The 16,133-nt window shown below is 71.4% G+C and carries 12 protein-coding genes; 6 read left to right on the plus strand and 6 right to left on the minus strand.

All coding sequences use genetic code 11. The features are described 5' to 3' along the window. Window positions 1–22: 22 nt before the first annotated feature. Window positions 23–1,177 carry a THUMP-like domain-containing protein gene (locus CUT39_RS14765; protein ID WP_100447873.1) on the minus strand — a complete coding sequence of 385 codons (1,155 nt, stop codon included), beginning with the start codon at window positions 1,175–1,177 and terminating at the stop codon, window positions 23–25. Window positions 1,178–1,410: 233 nt separating this feature from the next. On the opposite strand from CUT39_RS14765, the gene groES reads away from it, so the two are divergent. Next, on the plus strand, window positions 1,411–1,710 hold the full coding sequence (gene groES / locus CUT39_RS14770; protein ID WP_100447875.1) for a co-chaperone GroES: 300 nt from the start codon (window positions 1,411–1,413) through the stop codon (window positions 1,708–1,710). A gap of 83 nt (window positions 1,711–1,793) precedes the next feature. Beyond that, on the plus strand, window positions 1,794–3,428 hold the full coding sequence (groL, locus tag CUT39_RS14775; RefSeq protein WP_100447877.1) for a chaperonin GroEL: 1,635 nt from the start codon (window positions 1,794–1,796) through the stop codon (window positions 3,426–3,428). Between the two features lie 176 nt (window positions 3,429–3,604). Here the strand turns inward: groL and CUT39_RS14780 are convergent, their stop codons facing one another. Beyond that, the gene (locus tag CUT39_RS14780) at window positions 3,605–5,353 is read right to left on the minus strand and encodes an ABC-ATPase domain-containing protein (RefSeq protein WP_100447879.1); all 1,749 of its coding nucleotides are present in this window, start codon (window positions 5,351–5,353) and stop codon (window positions 3,605–3,607) included. A gap of 192 nt (window positions 5,354–5,545) precedes the next feature. Between CUT39_RS14780 and CUT39_RS21265 the strand changes: the two genes are divergently transcribed. After that, the gene (locus CUT39_RS21265; protein ID WP_100447881.1) at window positions 5,546–6,166 is read left to right on the plus strand and encodes a response regulator transcription factor; all 621 of its coding nucleotides are present in this window, start codon (window positions 5,546–5,548) and stop codon (window positions 6,164–6,166) included. Here CUT39_RS21265 and CUT39_RS14790 read toward each other — a convergent pair. Together CUT39_RS14790 and CUT39_RS14795 are read right to left on the minus strand one after the other, a co-directional pair. Beyond that, window positions 6,149–7,324, minus strand: coding sequence for an amidase (locus CUT39_RS14790; protein ID WP_198587158.1), 1,176 nt, complete (start codon window positions 7,322–7,324; stop codon window positions 6,149–6,151). The genes CUT39_RS21265 and CUT39_RS14790 overlap by 18 nt on opposite strands. 93 nt (window positions 7,325–7,417) lie before the next feature. Next, the gene (locus CUT39_RS14795; RefSeq protein WP_100447883.1) at window positions 7,418–7,786 is read right to left on the minus strand and encodes a DUF5319 family protein; all 369 of its coding nucleotides are present in this window, start codon (window positions 7,784–7,786) and stop codon (window positions 7,418–7,420) included. A 156-nt stretch (window positions 7,787–7,942) separates the two neighbouring features. Here CUT39_RS14795 and guaB point away from each other — a divergent pair, with 156 nt between their 5' ends. After that, window positions 7,943–9,511, plus strand: coding sequence for an IMP dehydrogenase (guaB, locus tag CUT39_RS14800; RefSeq protein WP_100447885.1), 1,569 nt, complete (start codon window positions 7,943–7,945; stop codon window positions 9,509–9,511). A gap of 25 nt (window positions 9,512–9,536) precedes the next feature. Further along, window positions 9,537–10,658 carry a GuaB3 family IMP dehydrogenase-related protein gene (locus CUT39_RS14805; protein WP_100447887.1) on the plus strand — a complete coding sequence of 374 codons (1,122 nt, stop codon included), beginning with the start codon at window positions 9,537–9,539 and terminating at the stop codon, window positions 10,656–10,658. A gap of 129 nt (window positions 10,659–10,787) precedes the next feature. Here the strand turns inward: CUT39_RS14805 and CUT39_RS14810 are convergent, their stop codons facing one another. Both CUT39_RS14810 and CUT39_RS14815 read right to left on the minus strand, forming a co-directional pair. Beyond that, window positions 10,788–11,240, minus strand: coding sequence for a hypothetical protein (locus tag CUT39_RS14810; protein ID WP_100447889.1), 453 nt, complete (start codon window positions 11,238–11,240; stop codon window positions 10,788–10,790). Window positions 11,241–11,846: 606 nt separating this feature from the next. After that, a complete protein-coding gene (locus tag CUT39_RS14815) occupies window positions 11,847–12,299 on the minus strand; it encodes a hypothetical protein (protein ID WP_100447891.1) in 453 nt (150 codons plus the stop codon). A 299-nt stretch (window positions 12,300–12,598) separates the two neighbouring features. Between CUT39_RS14815 and CUT39_RS14820 the strand changes: the two genes are divergently transcribed. After that, a complete protein-coding gene (locus CUT39_RS14820) occupies window positions 12,599–15,970 on the plus strand; it encodes an adenylate/guanylate cyclase domain-containing protein (protein WP_198587159.1) in 3,372 nt (1,123 codons plus the stop codon). Window positions 15,971–16,133: the final 163 nt, after the last annotated feature.

Below are 16,133 nucleotides of genomic sequence, written 5' to 3' on the forward strand. Positions count from 1 at the left end.
TCAACGCTGAGGCGTCCACGGCCTAGAGCTCGGAGCAGAGGATCGCGGCGTGGGTCTTCCCTACTCTGGTCGCGACCAGGGTGGCCTCCTCACTCCCCTTCAGCTTCAGCTCGTTGCGGAACTTCGACGGGTCTATACCGGTGCCCCGCTGCTTGATCGTCAGAGTGCCGATGCCGCGGTCGGCCAGCATTCGCCGCACCTTCTTGGCGTTGAGTGGCCAGATCTCCTCGACTTTCCACACCCTCGCGAACGGGCTCCGCAGGAGTTCATCGCCGTAGAGGTAGGCGATGTCGGGATGCGCCGTGTGCGCCCCCAGGCGCTCGGCCAGCTCGGCCACCAGGCCCGCCCGGATCACCGCGCCGTCCGGCTCGTAGAGGTACCGCCCGACGCCGCCGGTCTCGGCCCGCTGCTCACCGGTCCCGGTCAGCTCGTGCCACGTCCCGTCCTTGCACACGCTCGCCCGGCGCGGCACCTCCGCGGCCCCGCCCAGCCACAGGCAGGCCTCCACCACGTCCCGGTCGACCGACACCCACTCGGCCTCGGCGCCGCCCGGCAGCCATTCGCGCCGCACGCCCGGGCCCAGCTTCACCGCCGCGGCCCCGGCCTCCGCCAGGCGGTCGAGCAGCCGGTCCAGCGGCGGGGCGTAGGCGGCCGGATCGAAGGTCCTTCCCGCGCCGCCGCGCCGGGCCGGGTCCGAGAACACCGCCGCCCGCAGCGGCGCCGCCAGCGCGTCCCCCACCCGGACCTCGACCTCCAGCCCCAGCGCCTCGGCGTTCGCCCCGGCCAGGGCCGCGGTGGCGGCGTCGGCCTCGACCGCCTCGACCCGCAGGCCCGCCTGAGCCAGCGCCAGCGCGTCGGTCCCCAGGCCGCAGCACAGGTCGCTCACCTCGTCGGCGTGGCGGGCCAGCCGCGCCGCCCGGCGCTCGGCCACCGGCCACCTGGTGGCCTGCTCTAGGCCCTCCCGGGTGAAGTACAGCTCGTCGGCGCGCTCGCCGAATTTCGCCCGCGCCTTGACCCGGAGCTCGGCGAGCGTCAGCGCCGCCGCGGCCAGTTCCGGGTCGGTGCCGTCGCGGCGCAGCTCCAGCGCCGCCCGGCGGCCGGCGCTGCGCAGCGCCTCGGCCGCCCGCCGCTGCAGTCCCGGGTCGGCTTGCAGTGCCTTCAGCAGCCTGGTATCCACGACCCCAATGATTCCCTATCGCGTCACAGCCCCCGCCGTTGACGTCTTCACCTGCGCGAACTAATCTCGACCTAGCACTCGCAAGCCGAGATTGCTAAGCGCTAGAATGAGCTTGGCACTCTCGAGCGGAGAGTGCCAGAAGCCACGGGCCGGTGCCTCGGCACCCGCGACGACGAGACCCGCGCTGTCGTGGCGGTTCACCGCAACGAACTCTCACATGAGGAGAAGACCAAGTGAGCAAGGCTGCAATCAGGCCGCTCGGCGACCGCATCGTAGTCCAGGCCAACGAGGCCGAGACCACCACGGCCTCCGGCATCGTCATTCCGGACACCGCCAAGGAGAAGCCGCAGGAAGGCACCGTCCTGGCCGTCGGCCCGGGCAACACCGACGACAAGGGCAACCGCATCCCCGTCGACGTCAACGTCGGAGACGTGGTCATCTACTCCAAGTTCGGCGGCACCGAAGTCAAGTACGCCGGCGAGGAGTACCTCGTCCTCTCGTCCCGCGACGTGCTCGCGGTCGTCGAGCAGTAGCGCCGCCGGGCCCCTGCGGCGACGCCCGGCGCGCCCGGTAGGGGCCCTTTCGTGCTCTCCGCTCGACCAACGAAGGGAAACCCATGCCGAAGATTCTCAACTTCGCCGAGGACGCGCGCGGCGAACTGCTGCGCGGCATCGACGAACTCGCCGACACCGTCAAGGTCACGCTTGGCCCCAAGGGCCGCAACGTGGTCCTCGAACGCTCCTTCGGCCCGCCGGTGATCACCAACGACGGCGTCACCATCGCCAAGGAGATCGAACTGTCCGACCCCTACGCCAACCTGGGCGCCCAGTTGGTCAAGGAGGTCGCCACCAAGACCAACGACGTGGCCGGCGACGGCACCACCACCGCCACCGTCCTGGCCCAGCAGATGAGCCGGGCCGGCATCAAGGCGGTCGCCGCCGGGGCCAACCCGGTGGCCATCCGCAAGGGCATCGAAGCGGCCACCCAGGCCGTGTCCGACGCCCTGCTCGACCAGGCCGTCGACATCTCCAGCCACGAGAGCATCGCCCAGGTCGCCTCCATCTCGGCGCAGGACCCCGAGATCGGCGAGCTGATCGCGAAGGCCATGGACGTGGTGGGCGCCGAGGGCGTCATCTCCATCGAGGACGGCTCCAGCCTGGAGACCACCCTCGAGGTGACCGAGGGCATGCAGTTCGACAAGGGCTACATCTCGCCGAACTTCATCACCGACCAGGAGGCCCGCGAGACGGTCTTCGAGGACCCGTACGTCCTCATCACCAACGGCAAGATCTCCTCGGTGGAGGACCTGCTGCCGGTGCTGGAGAAGGTCATCGAGTCCTCCAAGCCGCTGCTGATCATCGCCGAGGACGTCGAAGGCCAGGCGCTGGCGACCCTGTCGGTCAACGCCCTGCGCGGCACCTTGAAGGCCTGCGCGGTCAAGGCCCCGGCCTTCGGGGACCGCCGCAAGGCCATCCTGGGCGACATCGCGACGCTGACCGGCGCCGAGGTGATCTCCTCGGAGGTCGGGCTCGACATCAAGCAGGCCGACCTGTCGCACCTGGGCACGGCCCGCCGCGTCACGGTCACCAAGGACTCGACCACCATCGTCGACGGCGCCGGCACCAAGGCCGACGTCGACGGCCGGGTCTCGCAGATCAAGACCCAGATCGAGCAGAGCGACTCCTCCTGGGACCGCGAGAAGCTGGAGGAGCGCCTCGCGAAGCTCTCCGGCGGCGTCGCGGTCATCCAGGTCGGCGCGGCCACCGAGGTCGAGCTCAAGGAGCGCAAGCACCGCATCGAGGACGCCGTTTCGGCGACCAAGGCCGCGGTCGAGGAGGGCATCGTCCCCGGCGGCGGTGCCGCCCTGGTCCACGCCGCTTCGGCCCTGGAGAAGGTCGAGCTCGAGGACGTCGAGGCCCGCGTCGGCATCAAGATCGTCGACGAGGCCCTGACCGAGCCGCTGCGCCGCATCGCGGCCAACTCCGGCGCCCGCGGCGACGTGGTCGTCGAGGCCGTCATCGCCAAGAGCTCGACCCGGGAGGGCTGGAACGCCCTCACCGGCCAGTACGAGGACCTGGTCGACGCCGGCATCATCGACCCGGTGAAGGTCACGCGCAACGCGCTGCTCAACGCCGGTTCGATCGTCGGCATGCTGCTGACGACCGAGGTGACCATCGTCGACAAGCCCGAGGACGACGAGGAGGACGGCCACGGTCACGGCCACTCCCACCAGCACGGCCCGGGATTCTGACCCGACGAACGCACCGCGGGGCCGCCGACGATGTCGGCGGCCCCGTTTCGTCTCGGGCGGCGGCCCTGAGAATCGGAAGTGTCAACATCCCGACACTTCCTCGCGCCACTGTCGGCAACCCGATAGAGTTCAAGTGCCTTCGCGGCCTTTGGGGATCGGAGCCGCGAAGGCACTTTTCATGCCCGCATGTCGCCCGACTGGTGAACCCGCAACCGCCGCATGCGGTTCAGTGTCGCCGCCACCTCGTGGCGCCGGGGGATCGCCAGGTCCGCGTTCCGGATGTCGAGCAGCGCGCCCACCCCCTCGGACTCCAGGGCGGCCTCGAGCCGGTCGAGGGCTCCGGCCACGGTGGTCTTGCCGTCGATCCATCCGCGGCGCATCGCCGCCTCCAGCGCCAGGCCGATCCCGGCGGTCATGGAGGCGTCGGTGATCTGCTCGACCGACCGCACATCCACGTCCGAGCCGCCGAAGCGGAGCCCGTCGGTGCCGGAGGCCTTGATCTTCTGCTTGCCGCGGAACTCGGCCGAAACCGAGTCCGAGTCGATCACCCGCGGCCGGGGCAGGTCGAACGCGTCGGCCTCGGCCACCCGCCCGGTCGGCTCGGCCGCCAGCGACCTGGCCCTCGCGGTCACGTCCTGGGGCCGGTAGGCGTCCATCAGCAGCACCCGGTCGGCCACGTCCATGTAGTCGCCCGAACCGCCCATGACGAGTACGGTGCTCACCCCGTGCCGGTCCGCCATCGACCGGATCAGGTCGACCAGCGGCGTCAGCGGCTCCCGGTCCTTGGCGACCAGCTCCTGCATGCGCGCGTCCCTGATCATCAGGTTCGTCGCGGCGGTGTCCTCGTCGATGAGCAGCAGCTTCGAGCCCGCTTCGATCGCCTCGACGATCGCGGCCGCCTGCGAGGTCGAGCCCGAGGCGTTCTCGGTGGTGAAGTGCCGCGTGTCGTCCCCCGACGGCAGGTGGTCGACGAAGGCGTGCACGTCGACGCCGGTGACCGCGCGGCCGTCCTCGGCCCGGATCTTCGCCGCCGAACGGTCGGTCACCACCAGGTCCCTGCCGTCCCCGGGCACGTGGTCCCACACTCCGGTCTCCAAGGCCCGCAGCAGCGTCGACTTGCCGTGGAAGCCGCCGCCGACCACGAGCGACACGCCCGGCTCGATCCCCATGCCGCGCACCGTCCCGGTGTGCGGCAGCTCGACGGTGACCGCCAGCGACTCCGGGCTCTCGAACGGCACGCCGCCCTCCATCTGCCGGTCGTCGACCCCTGAGCGCCGGGCCAGCATCGAGCCGTCGGCGACGAACGCCACCAGGCCCCGTTCGGCGACCGCCTCCCGGAGCGCCTCGACGTCGTCGGCGTGCCGCACCCACCGCCACGCTTCGTCGTCCTCGACCCCCAGCGCCGCGTCGGCCGCGTCCGGCAGGGCGGTGCACAGCAGCCGCGCCGCGCCCCGGCCGTCGATGCGGCGGCCCCGCCCGGGCATCTGCGCGCCCAGCCGGAACACCACCGACCCGTCCTCGCCGACCTCGCACGAGGAGCGCTGCAGGATCTCCTGCCCGCCGGCGTCTATCCGCAGGTCCTTGGTGCGGCAGGCGCGCCGGAACCGCTTCGCCAGCAGCACCGCCACCGCCCGGCGCCGGGCCGGGGTCGCGAACCAGTCGTCCAGCAGGTCGGCCGGCTCGGTCGCGAACCGCAGCTCGAGGCGGCTCGGCGGCGCGAACGGGTCGGACTGCACCTTGACGATGTCGAGTTCCGCCTCGCCTGTCCACCATTTGCCACGCAGCGATTTATATCGGCCGTAACTCGCACCCTCCAGGGCCGTTAGTTCGTTAGACAGGTCATGGCGAGGTGGATATGAACGTTGGTCATCAATTGAACGGGGACTGTACTTCCGGTGACGCTGTCCCCCTCTTCCCTTCGTCATGTGCCCATCCTCGCATCGGGCGGCGTCGACCGCGCGTGCCCGGGCCCGAATCGTATGCGTCCACACCTCATCCGGGAATCCACGAAAAGTCACTCAAAAAAGTTCGCGCAAGTCGCGTCATGGCGGCTCACCGGTTCCGTGACATATCCGAGAGTCACCATCCGGTCTGCCGCAGTGAAAGGTAGAACAAAAGTGAGAACCGTACTGGTCTGTATCAAGACTCCTCAAGCGGGGCAGAAGATCTCGGCCTGCGCGACCCGAATGGGCCTGGCGCAGGCGGTCAAGCCGGTGGAGGGTTCCACCGAGCTCTTCGTCGAACTCGGGCGGCGCCAGGTGGACGTGGTGCTGGTCGACATCGCGCTCGCGGCCCCCGATCCGGTCAAGTTCACCAAGACCGTCCGCGCCCGGTCCCCCCGCACCGGCGTCCTCCTCTCGGGCGCGGCCGACCCCCGCACCACGGCGATGGTCGTCGCCGCCGGCGCCCGAGGCGTCATCCGCTCCCCGTCCAACAGTTCCGACGAGCTGCTCGTGGCACTGGCGCAGGCGATCATGTTCGCCTCGCCGAACCTGGTCCGCCTCGGCGACGCCGTGCCCCGGCAGCGCTCGCAGCTCCAGGGCATGAAGCTCACCGAGCGGGAGCTCCAGGTCCTTCGCGGCATGAGCGAGGGCAAGTCCAACGCCGAGATCGGCCGGGACCTGTTCGTTTCCGAGGACACCGTCAAGACCCACGCCAGGAGGATGTTCCGCAAGCTCGGCGCCCGCGACCGCGCTCACGCCGTCGCCGAGGCGTTCCGTTCAGGCCTGGTCTGCTGAGCGCCGTCCCGGCCCGGCGGCCTCACCGAGCGCCAGGAGCGCCTCGTCGTCGCCGGGGGAGCCGACCAGTTGCAGGCCCACCGGCAGACCCGCGACGTCGCCCGACGGCAGGGCGAGGGCGGGAGCGCGGGTCAGACCGGCCAGACACGTCAGGCGCACCACCGCTTCGCGGTCGATGCTCGCCTCCGGTTCGGGGGCGGGGCCGGGCGCGGCGGGGATCGCGAGCACGGCGCCGCCCGAGAGCCGTTCGGAGAGCAGTTCGGTGACCCGGTCCCGATGGCGGGTCGCCTCGGCTTCGGTCTCGGCGCTCACATCGGCGGCCCTGGAGAACCGCGCGGCCACGCCCGGACCGAACTCGGGCTCGGCCTTCTCGATCCATTCGCCGTGGCTCCGCCACGCCTCGAACGCCTGGATCATCGCGTAGGCGACGCGGGCCCGTTCGAGCCCGTCGGGCTCGTCGAACAGCGGCGCGGTGTCGATCTCGAGCCCGAGGCGGTCCACGGCGGGCTCGAGCGCCCGGCGCGCCTCGGGGCTCGCCTCGTCCCAGACGTCCCGCGGGGCCAGGACACCGGTGAACGGCTCGGGGGCGTCCGAGGACGTGCCCAGCAGCACCTCGCACGCCTCGCGCAGCGTCCTGGCGTCGCGCGCGAGCGCGCCGGCGGTGTCGAACGACGGCGACAGCGGCACGACGCCCTCCAGCGGCACGCGGCCGTGGCTGGGGCGCAGCCCGAACAGGCCGCAGTAGGAGGCCGGCAACCGGATCGAGCCGCCGGTGTCGGTCCCGAGGCCGACGTCGGCGGCCCCGAGCGCGACCGCCGAGGCCGATCCGGACGACGACCCGCCGGGCATCCGGCCCGGCGCGGCCGGGTTCTCGGGGGTCCCGTAGTGGGCGTTGGTGCCGTTGAGGCTCCACGCCAGCTCGTCGGTGACGGTCTTGCCGATCAGGCTCGCCCCGGCCCCGCGCAGCCGCGCCACGGCCTCGGCGTCGGCGTCGGCCGCCGCCGGGTGGGTCTCCAGCCAGCGCGGGTTGCCCGCTCCGGTGGGCATCCCGGCGACGTCGAACAGGTCCTTCACCGCCAGCCGCAGCCCGGCCAGCGGGCCGGTCAGCATGAAGTCGGGTTCCTGCAGCGGGATCCAGGGGACGAACGGATCGGTCACGGGACGGACTCCTTTCTCCGGTGTTCCCCCGATGATGCCCGCCCGCCGTTCGGCGGCGGCCCCGGCCTCGCTTCCGGCGAAGGCCGCGGGCCGTCAGTTGGCGCTGCCGTGGTGCCGCAGCCAGCAGTCCGAGTACCCGCGGGCGTAATCCCAGGTCACGTACTGCGCCGGGTCGGGGTCGTAGGCGGGTTCGTGGACCTGCGCGCTGTTGTCCTTGAGCAGGGCGCGCAGGTTCGACATCAGCAGACCCCAGGTGAAGTAGTGCGGCTCGTCGCAGTCGGCGCAGTCGACCACCACCCCCCGGAACCCGAGGGGCTGCAGGACCTTTTCGAACATCTCGAGTTCGTGCAGGTCCTCCAGCAGGTCGGCGCGGTCCGCGTCGTCGAGCTCGGGCTCGAACACCATGGAGTGGTCCATGTGCTCGGGGTCGTCGGCGAACGGGTCGCGAGGCTCCTCATGCACACCCCCAGCCTATCGCCCGTGCGCCGGGCGGGCACCCCTCCGCTGCGCGACCGCTCCGAGGAGACCGGCGGACCGCCGGAGTGATCCGGCCCGGATCACACTCCCGGAGCCGTGTGCGGCTCGGAGCGGCGCAGGTCGCCGCACTACGATTGGTCCATGGCGTTCTCAGGGGATTTCGGAATTGCAGGAGCCGAGGGCCAGGGCGGCGGCCGCGTCGGGGGCACCACGGTGCCGCTCGGCTCGCCGGCGGCCATCCCGCTCGGCCTGACCTACGACGACGTGCTGCTGCTGCCCGGCGAGTCCGAGGTGGCGCCGGGTGAGGCCGACACCGGCGCGCACGTCAGCCGCAACATCCGCCTGTCGGTGCCGCTGCTGACCGCGCCGATGGACACCGTCACCGAGGCGCGCATGGCCATCGCGATGGCCCGGCTCGGCGGCCTCGGCGTCCTGCACCGGAACCTCCCGGCCGAGGAGCAGGCCCAGCAGGTCGACCTGGTCAAGCGCTCGGAGTCGGGGATGGTGGCCGACCCGGTCACCTGCTCGGCCGACGACACCCTCGAACAGGTCGACAAGCTGTGCGCCCGCTACCGCATCTCCGGGCTCCCGGTGACCGACGCCGACGGCAGGCTGGTCGGCATCGTCACCAACCGGGACATGCGCTTCGAGGCCGACATGTCGGCCCGGGTCGCCGAGGTCATGACGAGCCGCGAGCTGGTGACCGCGCCCGAGGGCGTCTCCAGTGACGAGGCCCTGGAGCTGCTCAAGCGCAACAAGATCGAGAAGCTTCCGATCGTCGACGGGACCGGCCGCCTGCGCGGCCTGATCACCGTCAAGGACTTCGCCAAGCGCGAGGAGTTCCCCGACGCCACCAAGGACGACGCCGGGCGCCTGCGCGTCGGCGGCGCGATCGGCGTCGGCGAGGACCAGTACGCCCGCGCCGGGCAGCTCGTCGAGGCCGGCGTCGACCTGCTGGTGGTCGACTCCTCCCACGGGCACTCGCGCGGCGTGCTCGACATGATCGCCACCGTCGGCAAGGACTTCGGCGACAAGGTCGACGTCGTCGGCGGCAACATCGTCACCGCCGAGGCCGCCGAGGCGCTGATCGACGCCGGCGCCGACGGCGTGAAGGTCGGGGTCGGCCCGGGCGCCATCTGCACCACCCGCGTCGTCGCCGGAGTGGGCGCGCCGCAGGTGTCGGCGATCATGGACACCGTCCGCGTGGCGCGCGAACGCGGCGTCCCGGTCATCGCCGACGGCGGCGTCCAGTACTCCGGGGACATCGCGAAGGCCATCGTCGCCGGTGCCTCGGCGGTCATGATGGGCCAGTTGTTCGCCGGCTGCGCGGAGGGTCCCGGCGAGCTGATCTACATGAACGGCAAGCAGTTCAAGTCCTACCGCGGCATGGGCTCCTTGGGCGCCATGCAGACCCGCGGCCAGGCGAAGTCCTACTCCAAGGACCGCTACTTCCAGGACGCGGTCGACGCCGACGACAAGCTCGTCCCCGAGGGCGTCGAGGGCCAGGTTCCCTACCGGGGCACCCTCGCACAGGTGGTCTACCAGTTGACCGGCGGTCTGCGCATCGCGATGGGCTACACCGGGGCCGGTACGATCGATGCGATGCACGAGCGCGGGCGTCTGGTCCGGATCACCGCTGCGGGTCTGAAGGAGAGCCACCCGCACGACATCCAGATGACCGCAGAAGCGCCCAACTACCAGACTCGGTAGTGGGAACCCGGTAGGAGGAGGACCTGTGCGGGAACTGGTCGAGATCGGCCCCGGCAAGATCGTGGCGCGCGGCTGGCGGCTGTCCGAAGTGGCGCTCGTGCCGAGTCGGCGCACCAGAGACATCGACGACGTCTCGACCGAGTGGCAGTTGGACGCCTACCGGTTCGAGATTCCGGCGATGGCGCACCCGTCGGACGCGACGATGAGCCCGGCCTCGGTCATCGAGACCGGCCGCCTCGGCGGCCTCGGCGTGCTGAACGCCGAGGGCCTGTGGTGCCGCTACGTCGACCCCACTTCACTGCTCAAGGAGCTGGCCGACACGCCGGTGGAGACGGCGATCGAACGGCTCCAGGAGATCTACTCCGAGCCGGTCAAGCCCGAGCTCATCACCGAGCGGATCGCCGAGATCCGCGCCGGCGGGGTGACCACGGCGGTGCGGGTGAGCCCGCAGCACACCACCGAGCTCGCGCCGCTGGCGGTCGAGGCGGGGGTGGACCTGCTGGTCATCCAGGGCACGATCGTCTCCGCCGAGCACGTCTCCAGCAACGGCGACGTGCTGAACCTCAAGCAGTTCATCGCCGATCTGGACGTGCCGGTCGTGGTCGGCGGCGCCACCAACTACAAGACGGCGATGCACCTGATGCGCACCGGCGCGGCGGGCGTGATCGTCGGCGTCGGCTCCGACGACTGGTCGACCACCGACTCGGTCCTGGGCATCGACGTCCCGATGGCCTCGGCGGTCGTCGAGGCCGCCGCGGCCCGCCGCGACTACCTCGACGAGACCGGCGGCCGCTACGTGCACCTGATCGCCGACGGCGAGATCACCGGCTCGGGCGCGATCGCGAAGGCCATCGCGTGCGGCGCGGACGCGGTGATGCTCGGCTCGGTCCTGGCCGACGCCGCCGAATCGCCTGCTCAGGGCGCCTGGTGGCACTCGGCCGCCTCGCACCCGAAGCTGCCGCGGGGCCGCTTCCGCCCGGGCGATTCCGGCGACATCGAGGTGCCCGACCTGGAGGCCGTCCTCTACGGCCCGTCGAACTCCTCGGAAGGCAACCAGAACCTCTTCGGGGGCCTGCGCCGGGCCATGGCGAAGACCGGATACACCACCGTCAAGGAGTTCCAGAGGGCCGGCCTGGTCACCGCCTGACCAGGGCCGGTTTACAAACTGCCGGTCCTGTAGTTGACAAAACGCCGGACTCCGACTTTACAAATTGCCGGACGGCGGCGTCCGCGGTCTTGATCCCGAGTTCGCACGGGCCTTCGGCGTCGGCCTCGTTCAGTCCAGCTCGCTGGGCGGGCGGATGACGATCGGAGTCCTGGCTGCGGGGTAGAAGTTCTCGACGAAGCGCCGCCAGTGGTCCGGGTTCGCCGTGGCGGGTCTGATCCACAGGCGGCGGCGCTTACCGTCGGCGCGTGTCTCGTGAATCTCGGCATGAGCGACCGAGTACTCCAAGCGCTCGAATCCGGGGCGCGGATACCGCCGTTCGATGCCCCATGAGCCGCGGGCCTCGATCCACCGGCCGCTCGGGCGATACCTGAAGTAGTGCCCCATCATGAGCGGTTCAAGGCTCCAACCGAACACTCCGCTGCTGGCGCCGATGACCGCCAAGTCCCACGGTCCGTCCGGCTCCATGACGAACAACGCGGTGAAGAGGCCCATCAGCGAAGCCGGAACGGCGACCGCCGCCAGTCGGCGGAAGCGCCGCCGGTTCATATCGACCGTGCCCACACGTTTTCCTCCGCCTTGCTGCGGGGGAGGGCCGATGTCCGGCGGCGCTGCAGGAGCGTCGGATGGCCCTGCACGTGCCGGATCCGGGGCGCGCGGGAAGAGGGGCACCGGCGAGCGAGCCTCGGGGTGGAAGCTCTCGACGAATGCCTGCCAGTCGGCCCGACGCGCCATCCACGCCGCGATCGGGACCCGCTTGCGAGTCCCGTCGAATCGAACCTCGTGAATCTCTCTGCGCGCGACCGAGAACTCCAGCCGCTGGAAACCGGCGCGCGGGTAGATCGTCCGACCGAAACCCCACCGGGTGCCCGCTTCGATACGACCGGACCGGGTGTCGTATCTGAAGCGGCGGCGCCTCTGGACAGCCAGGACCGCCGATCCGAGCGCGGCGACGGCACCTGCGAACCACGCGAGGGCGACCAGCAGCGGGAAATCGTCACCGCGTTGGACCTCCGAGTCGAGGATCCCGCTCAGGGGAAAGACCGCCCAGACTGCGACGAAGGTGTGGTTCCGGGTCCAACTTGTTCTCACAGACACCCAGCGCGGCCGGTGGCCGGGGCGTTCGGCGCGGGGCGCTGAGGCGGGGTATGAGGCCACGGCGGTTCTCTTTCAGTTCCGGTCTCGAGGAGGACAGATCGCGATCGGCTGGCCCGCCTCGGGATGGAAGCTCTCGACGAAGGCTCTCCAGTCGTCTCGGTTGGCCGCAATCTGCCCTATCGGAAGTCGGTGGCGCTTTCCGTTCCGGGCGACTTCCCACACTTCGCCGAAGACCGGCGAGAACTCCAGACGTTCGTAGCCCGGGCGCGGGTAGATCGTTCGCCCGAACCCTCGTCCTCCACCGGCTTCGACGCGACCCGTCCGAGGGTCGTACCGGAAGTGGCGGCCCCTGGTGACAGCCCAGATCATCAGGCCGAGGAAGAGGCTCGCGCACGTGAACCCACCAAGAGCGCCCCAGAGGGAGAAGCCGCTCCCGTTCTGGATATCGGCGGTGACGCTCCAAGCGATCGGTACATACGCGGCCAACACGATGCTCCAGGTGAGCCGCGTTCGGTTCAGGCGCACGGTCCGCCAATTCGAGGGGTGGGAAGCGGGGGAGAAGGAAGGGTCCACGGGCGGGGCTTTCTCTATTCGAGCATGTCTGGGGTCGATCGTACCGATCCGGGAGTTTCGGCGGGTGTCGTTGCAAGCCGGGGCGTGTGGTGGAGGCGATGGAGCTACAAGCGACTCTCGGGAAATTGTGCTCTGTCGCACAGGTATCTGTCAGCCGCGCCACGTATCCTTGCGAACGTGAACGCCAAGAACTTTCCCATTCTCCCCAGGGGTGGGGAACAACACAGCCTGGTGGCGGTGTTGGTGCTGCTGTGACCTGCCCGTTCTGCTCGGCGCCGACCGTTCCCGGCGCGCGCTACTGCCACAACTGCGGGGCCCCCCTGTCTCCGGAGGCCAGCGCCCCGCAGACCGAGCGCCGCTACGTCACGGTCCTGTTCGCCGACCTCTCCGACTTCACCACCTGGTCCGAGTCGCTCGACCCCGAACGGGTCTCCTCGGTCACCGACCGGCTGCTCGCCGAGTGCGTCAGCGCCGTCAACGAGTACGGCGGCCAGGTCGACAAGCTCACCGGCGACGGCCTCATGGCCGTCTTCGGCGCCCCGCTCTCCCACGAAGACGACGCCGAACGCTCCATCCGCGCCGCCCAGGCCATGCAGAAGCGCGTCCGCCGCCTGCTCAAGGCCGAATCCGGCGGCGGCCTGCCCATCGGCCTGCGCATCGGCATCCGCTCCGGACTCGTGGTGGCCGGCATGCAGGCCGACCTCGAATACACCGTCATCGGCGACACGGTCAACACCGCCGCCCGCCTCTGCGACAACGCCGCCGTCGGCACCGTCTGGGCCGGCGAGGAGACCATGGCCGCCACCCGCCACACCGCCGCCTGGCGGCGCCTGGTCCCGGTGCGCCTGAAGGGCAAACGCGAACCGGTCGAGGTCTACCAGCTCCTCGGCCTCGAAGACGAGCCCGGCACCCGCGCCAGTCTCGGCGACACCGCGCCGTTCATCGGCCGCGGCGCCGAGGTCGGCCGCGTCACCGGCCGCCTCGACGCCGTCATCGACCGCGGCGAACCGCTCGTCCTCATCCACACCGCCGAAGCCGGCATGGGCAAGACCCGCTTCGCCCGCGAGATCCGCACCATCGCCACCGAGCGCGGCGCCCGCGTCCTGTCGGTCCGCGCCGCCCCCTACGGCGAAGGCCGCCGCTTCGGCCCACTGGCCGACCTGGTCCGCAAGGCCGCCGGCCTCCGCTTCGACGACGACCGGGCCACCGCCGAGGCCAAACTCCGCCGCATCGCCGACGGCCACCTCGACCACGACGAGTGCGGCCTCAACGTCGAGATCCTCCTCGGCCTCCTCGGCCACGGCAGACCCGGCGCGGCCGACAGCCCCGGGGGCTTCACCGGCCGCCAATCCGAGGCCTACACCGTTCCGCACGCGGTCGCCGAGCTGATCAGCCACCTCGCCGGCAAGGGCCCGATCGTCCTCAACATCGACGACCTCCACACCGCCTCCGCCGACGGCATCGACGCCCTCGGCGTCGCCCTCGCCGAACTCCGCGGCCCGGTGCTGGTCCTCCTCTACGGCCGCCCCGAACTCACCCGCTCCTCCGGTGTCCTCACCCGCATCTCCGAGGCCGAGGTCCACCCCCTGCCGCCGCTGGCCGGCGCCGACGCCGCCCGCCTCCTGCGAGCCTTCCTCGGCGGCGGCCGCCTGCCCAAACCCGACGAGGAACGCCTCCTCGGATTCGCCCAAGGCAACCCCTACTACCTCGCCGAACTGGTCACCCTCCTCACCGAGCAGGGCCTGCTCACCGACACCGGCGACCAATGGCGGCTCGCCGTCGGCTCCCTGACCGGCAAAGTCCTCTCCCGCGACCTCGCCCAAGTCCTCGGCGCCCGCATCGACGCGCTCTCCCCGGCCGCCCGCGCCCTGCTGCGCACCGCCTCCGTCTTCGGCGACGCCGTCCCGCCCGAAGCCACCCAACTGCTCGAAAAGGAAGTCCCCGGCGAATTCGACCGCGCCCTCCAAGAGCTGCTCGACCGGCGCATGCTCCGCCGCCGCTCCTACGGCGGCTACCGGTTCGTCACCCCCCTGCTGCGCCAGGCCGCCTACGCCCCCATCGGGAAGGCCGACGCCGCCCACGCCCACGCCGAGATCGCCCGCTGGGCCGCCGACACCGAACTCGAAGGCCAGAGCGCCGACGATCTCGTCGTCTACCACGCCGAACGCGCCGTCGAACTGGCCCGGGAAGTCGAGATCGAAGCGGTCGACGAGGTCTGGAACGTCCTCCCGCTCGCCCTCGAAGCGGTCCGCAAGCAGGCCCACCGCGCGATGGACGCCTCCGAACCCGAACGCGCGGTCGCCATGTTCAACGGCATCGAGCCGCTCACCCCGCTGACCGCCGACGACCGGCTCCTGCGCGGACGAGCCCTCACCCGCCTCGGACGCACCGCCGAAGCCGAGGCCGAGATCGAGCACCTCGCGGTCGACATCGGCCTGGCCGTCCCCGGCGAGGACCACGACGAGCACCCCTCCGGGCATCTGTACAGCGACGACTTCCCCGAGACCGAAGTCGAACTGGTCTCCCAACTGCTGCTCCTGCGCGGCCGCCTCCACCGCTTCAAAGGCGAGGTAGACGGCGCCCGCGCCGCCTGGACCGCCGCGCTGGCCCTGTCCAAACGCGAGGGTCTGGCCGGGCCCCGCTGCGACGCCCAGTGCCGCATCGGACTGCTCGACTTCCTCGCCGGACGCCTCTCGGAGGCCGAGCGCCGCTTCATGGACGCCTACGACACCGCCACCGGCGTCGGCGACGACCGCCGCCGCGCCTGGGCCCTCCAGCACCGCGCCTGGGTCCTGGTCGCCCGCGGCGACTTCGACGGCGCCGACGAGGTCCTCCGCGGGGCCGCCAAGGCCTTCGCCCGCGAAATGGACCTGGTCGGCCGCGCCTGGGTCCGCGGCGTCTCCGCGTTCGCCCTGCTGATGGCCGGCCGCTTCTCCGAGGCCGGCCGCCTGTCCGAAGTGTTCCTGCCGATCGGCGAACGCTCCGGCGACGTCTTCGCCGTGGGACTCCTGCGCGCCACCGGCGCGGCGGCCGCGGTCTGGCTCGGCCGCCCCCAGGGCGCCGACACCGCCGCCCGCAAGTCCTTCCGCGACTTCGACCGCATCGAGGACGACTGGGGCCGCGGCTTCGCCAAGTACGTCCGCTCCCTCGCCGCGCTCCGGATCGGCGCCCGCGACCACGCCGCCGACCTGGCCGCCTCCGCCCAGCGCTACGGCGAGGCCACCGGGCACCCGATGCTCATGAGCCTCGCGCTGTCCCTGCGCGGCCGGTGCGCGCTCGAGGCCGGCGACCTCGCCGGCGCCGAGACCGCCGCGCGGGAGGCCCTCGCACTGGTCACCGACGACGTCCTCGAACCGGGCCGGGCCGCGGGCGCCGCCCTCCTGGCCGACGTCCTCGCCGCCCGCGGCGACCGGGCCGAGGCCCTGCGCATGCTGGGGGAGCTGGCCGAGCACTACGACGAACCGTCCCTGGGGTACCCGCGGCGCGCCATCGTCGCCCGCTACGCCCGCCTGCTCGACCAGGAGGGCCGCACCGAGCAGGCCCGCCGGTGGGCCCGGACGGTCCTGAAGTCCTTCGGCGAAGACCCCGGCGCGACCGCCTGGGCCGAGGACTACCTGGCCTGACCGCGGCCCGCCGAACATCGGCCACTGTGGCGCGCGGGCACGGCGTGACCGCCGAGACGCAGCGGGCGGACGGGCGGGCCCTGAACCGTCGCCGACACACCCGTCCACCCGCGCGTCACACGGGGGACGTACTCACTATCGGCTACCGCCACAACGCGTTGCG

The organism is Glycomyces xiaoerkulensis, assembly GCF_002798405.1.
In the GTDB taxonomy this organism is placed as follows: domain Bacteria; phylum Actinomycetota; class Actinomycetes; order Mycobacteriales; family Micromonosporaceae; genus Glycomyces; species Glycomyces xiaoerkulensis.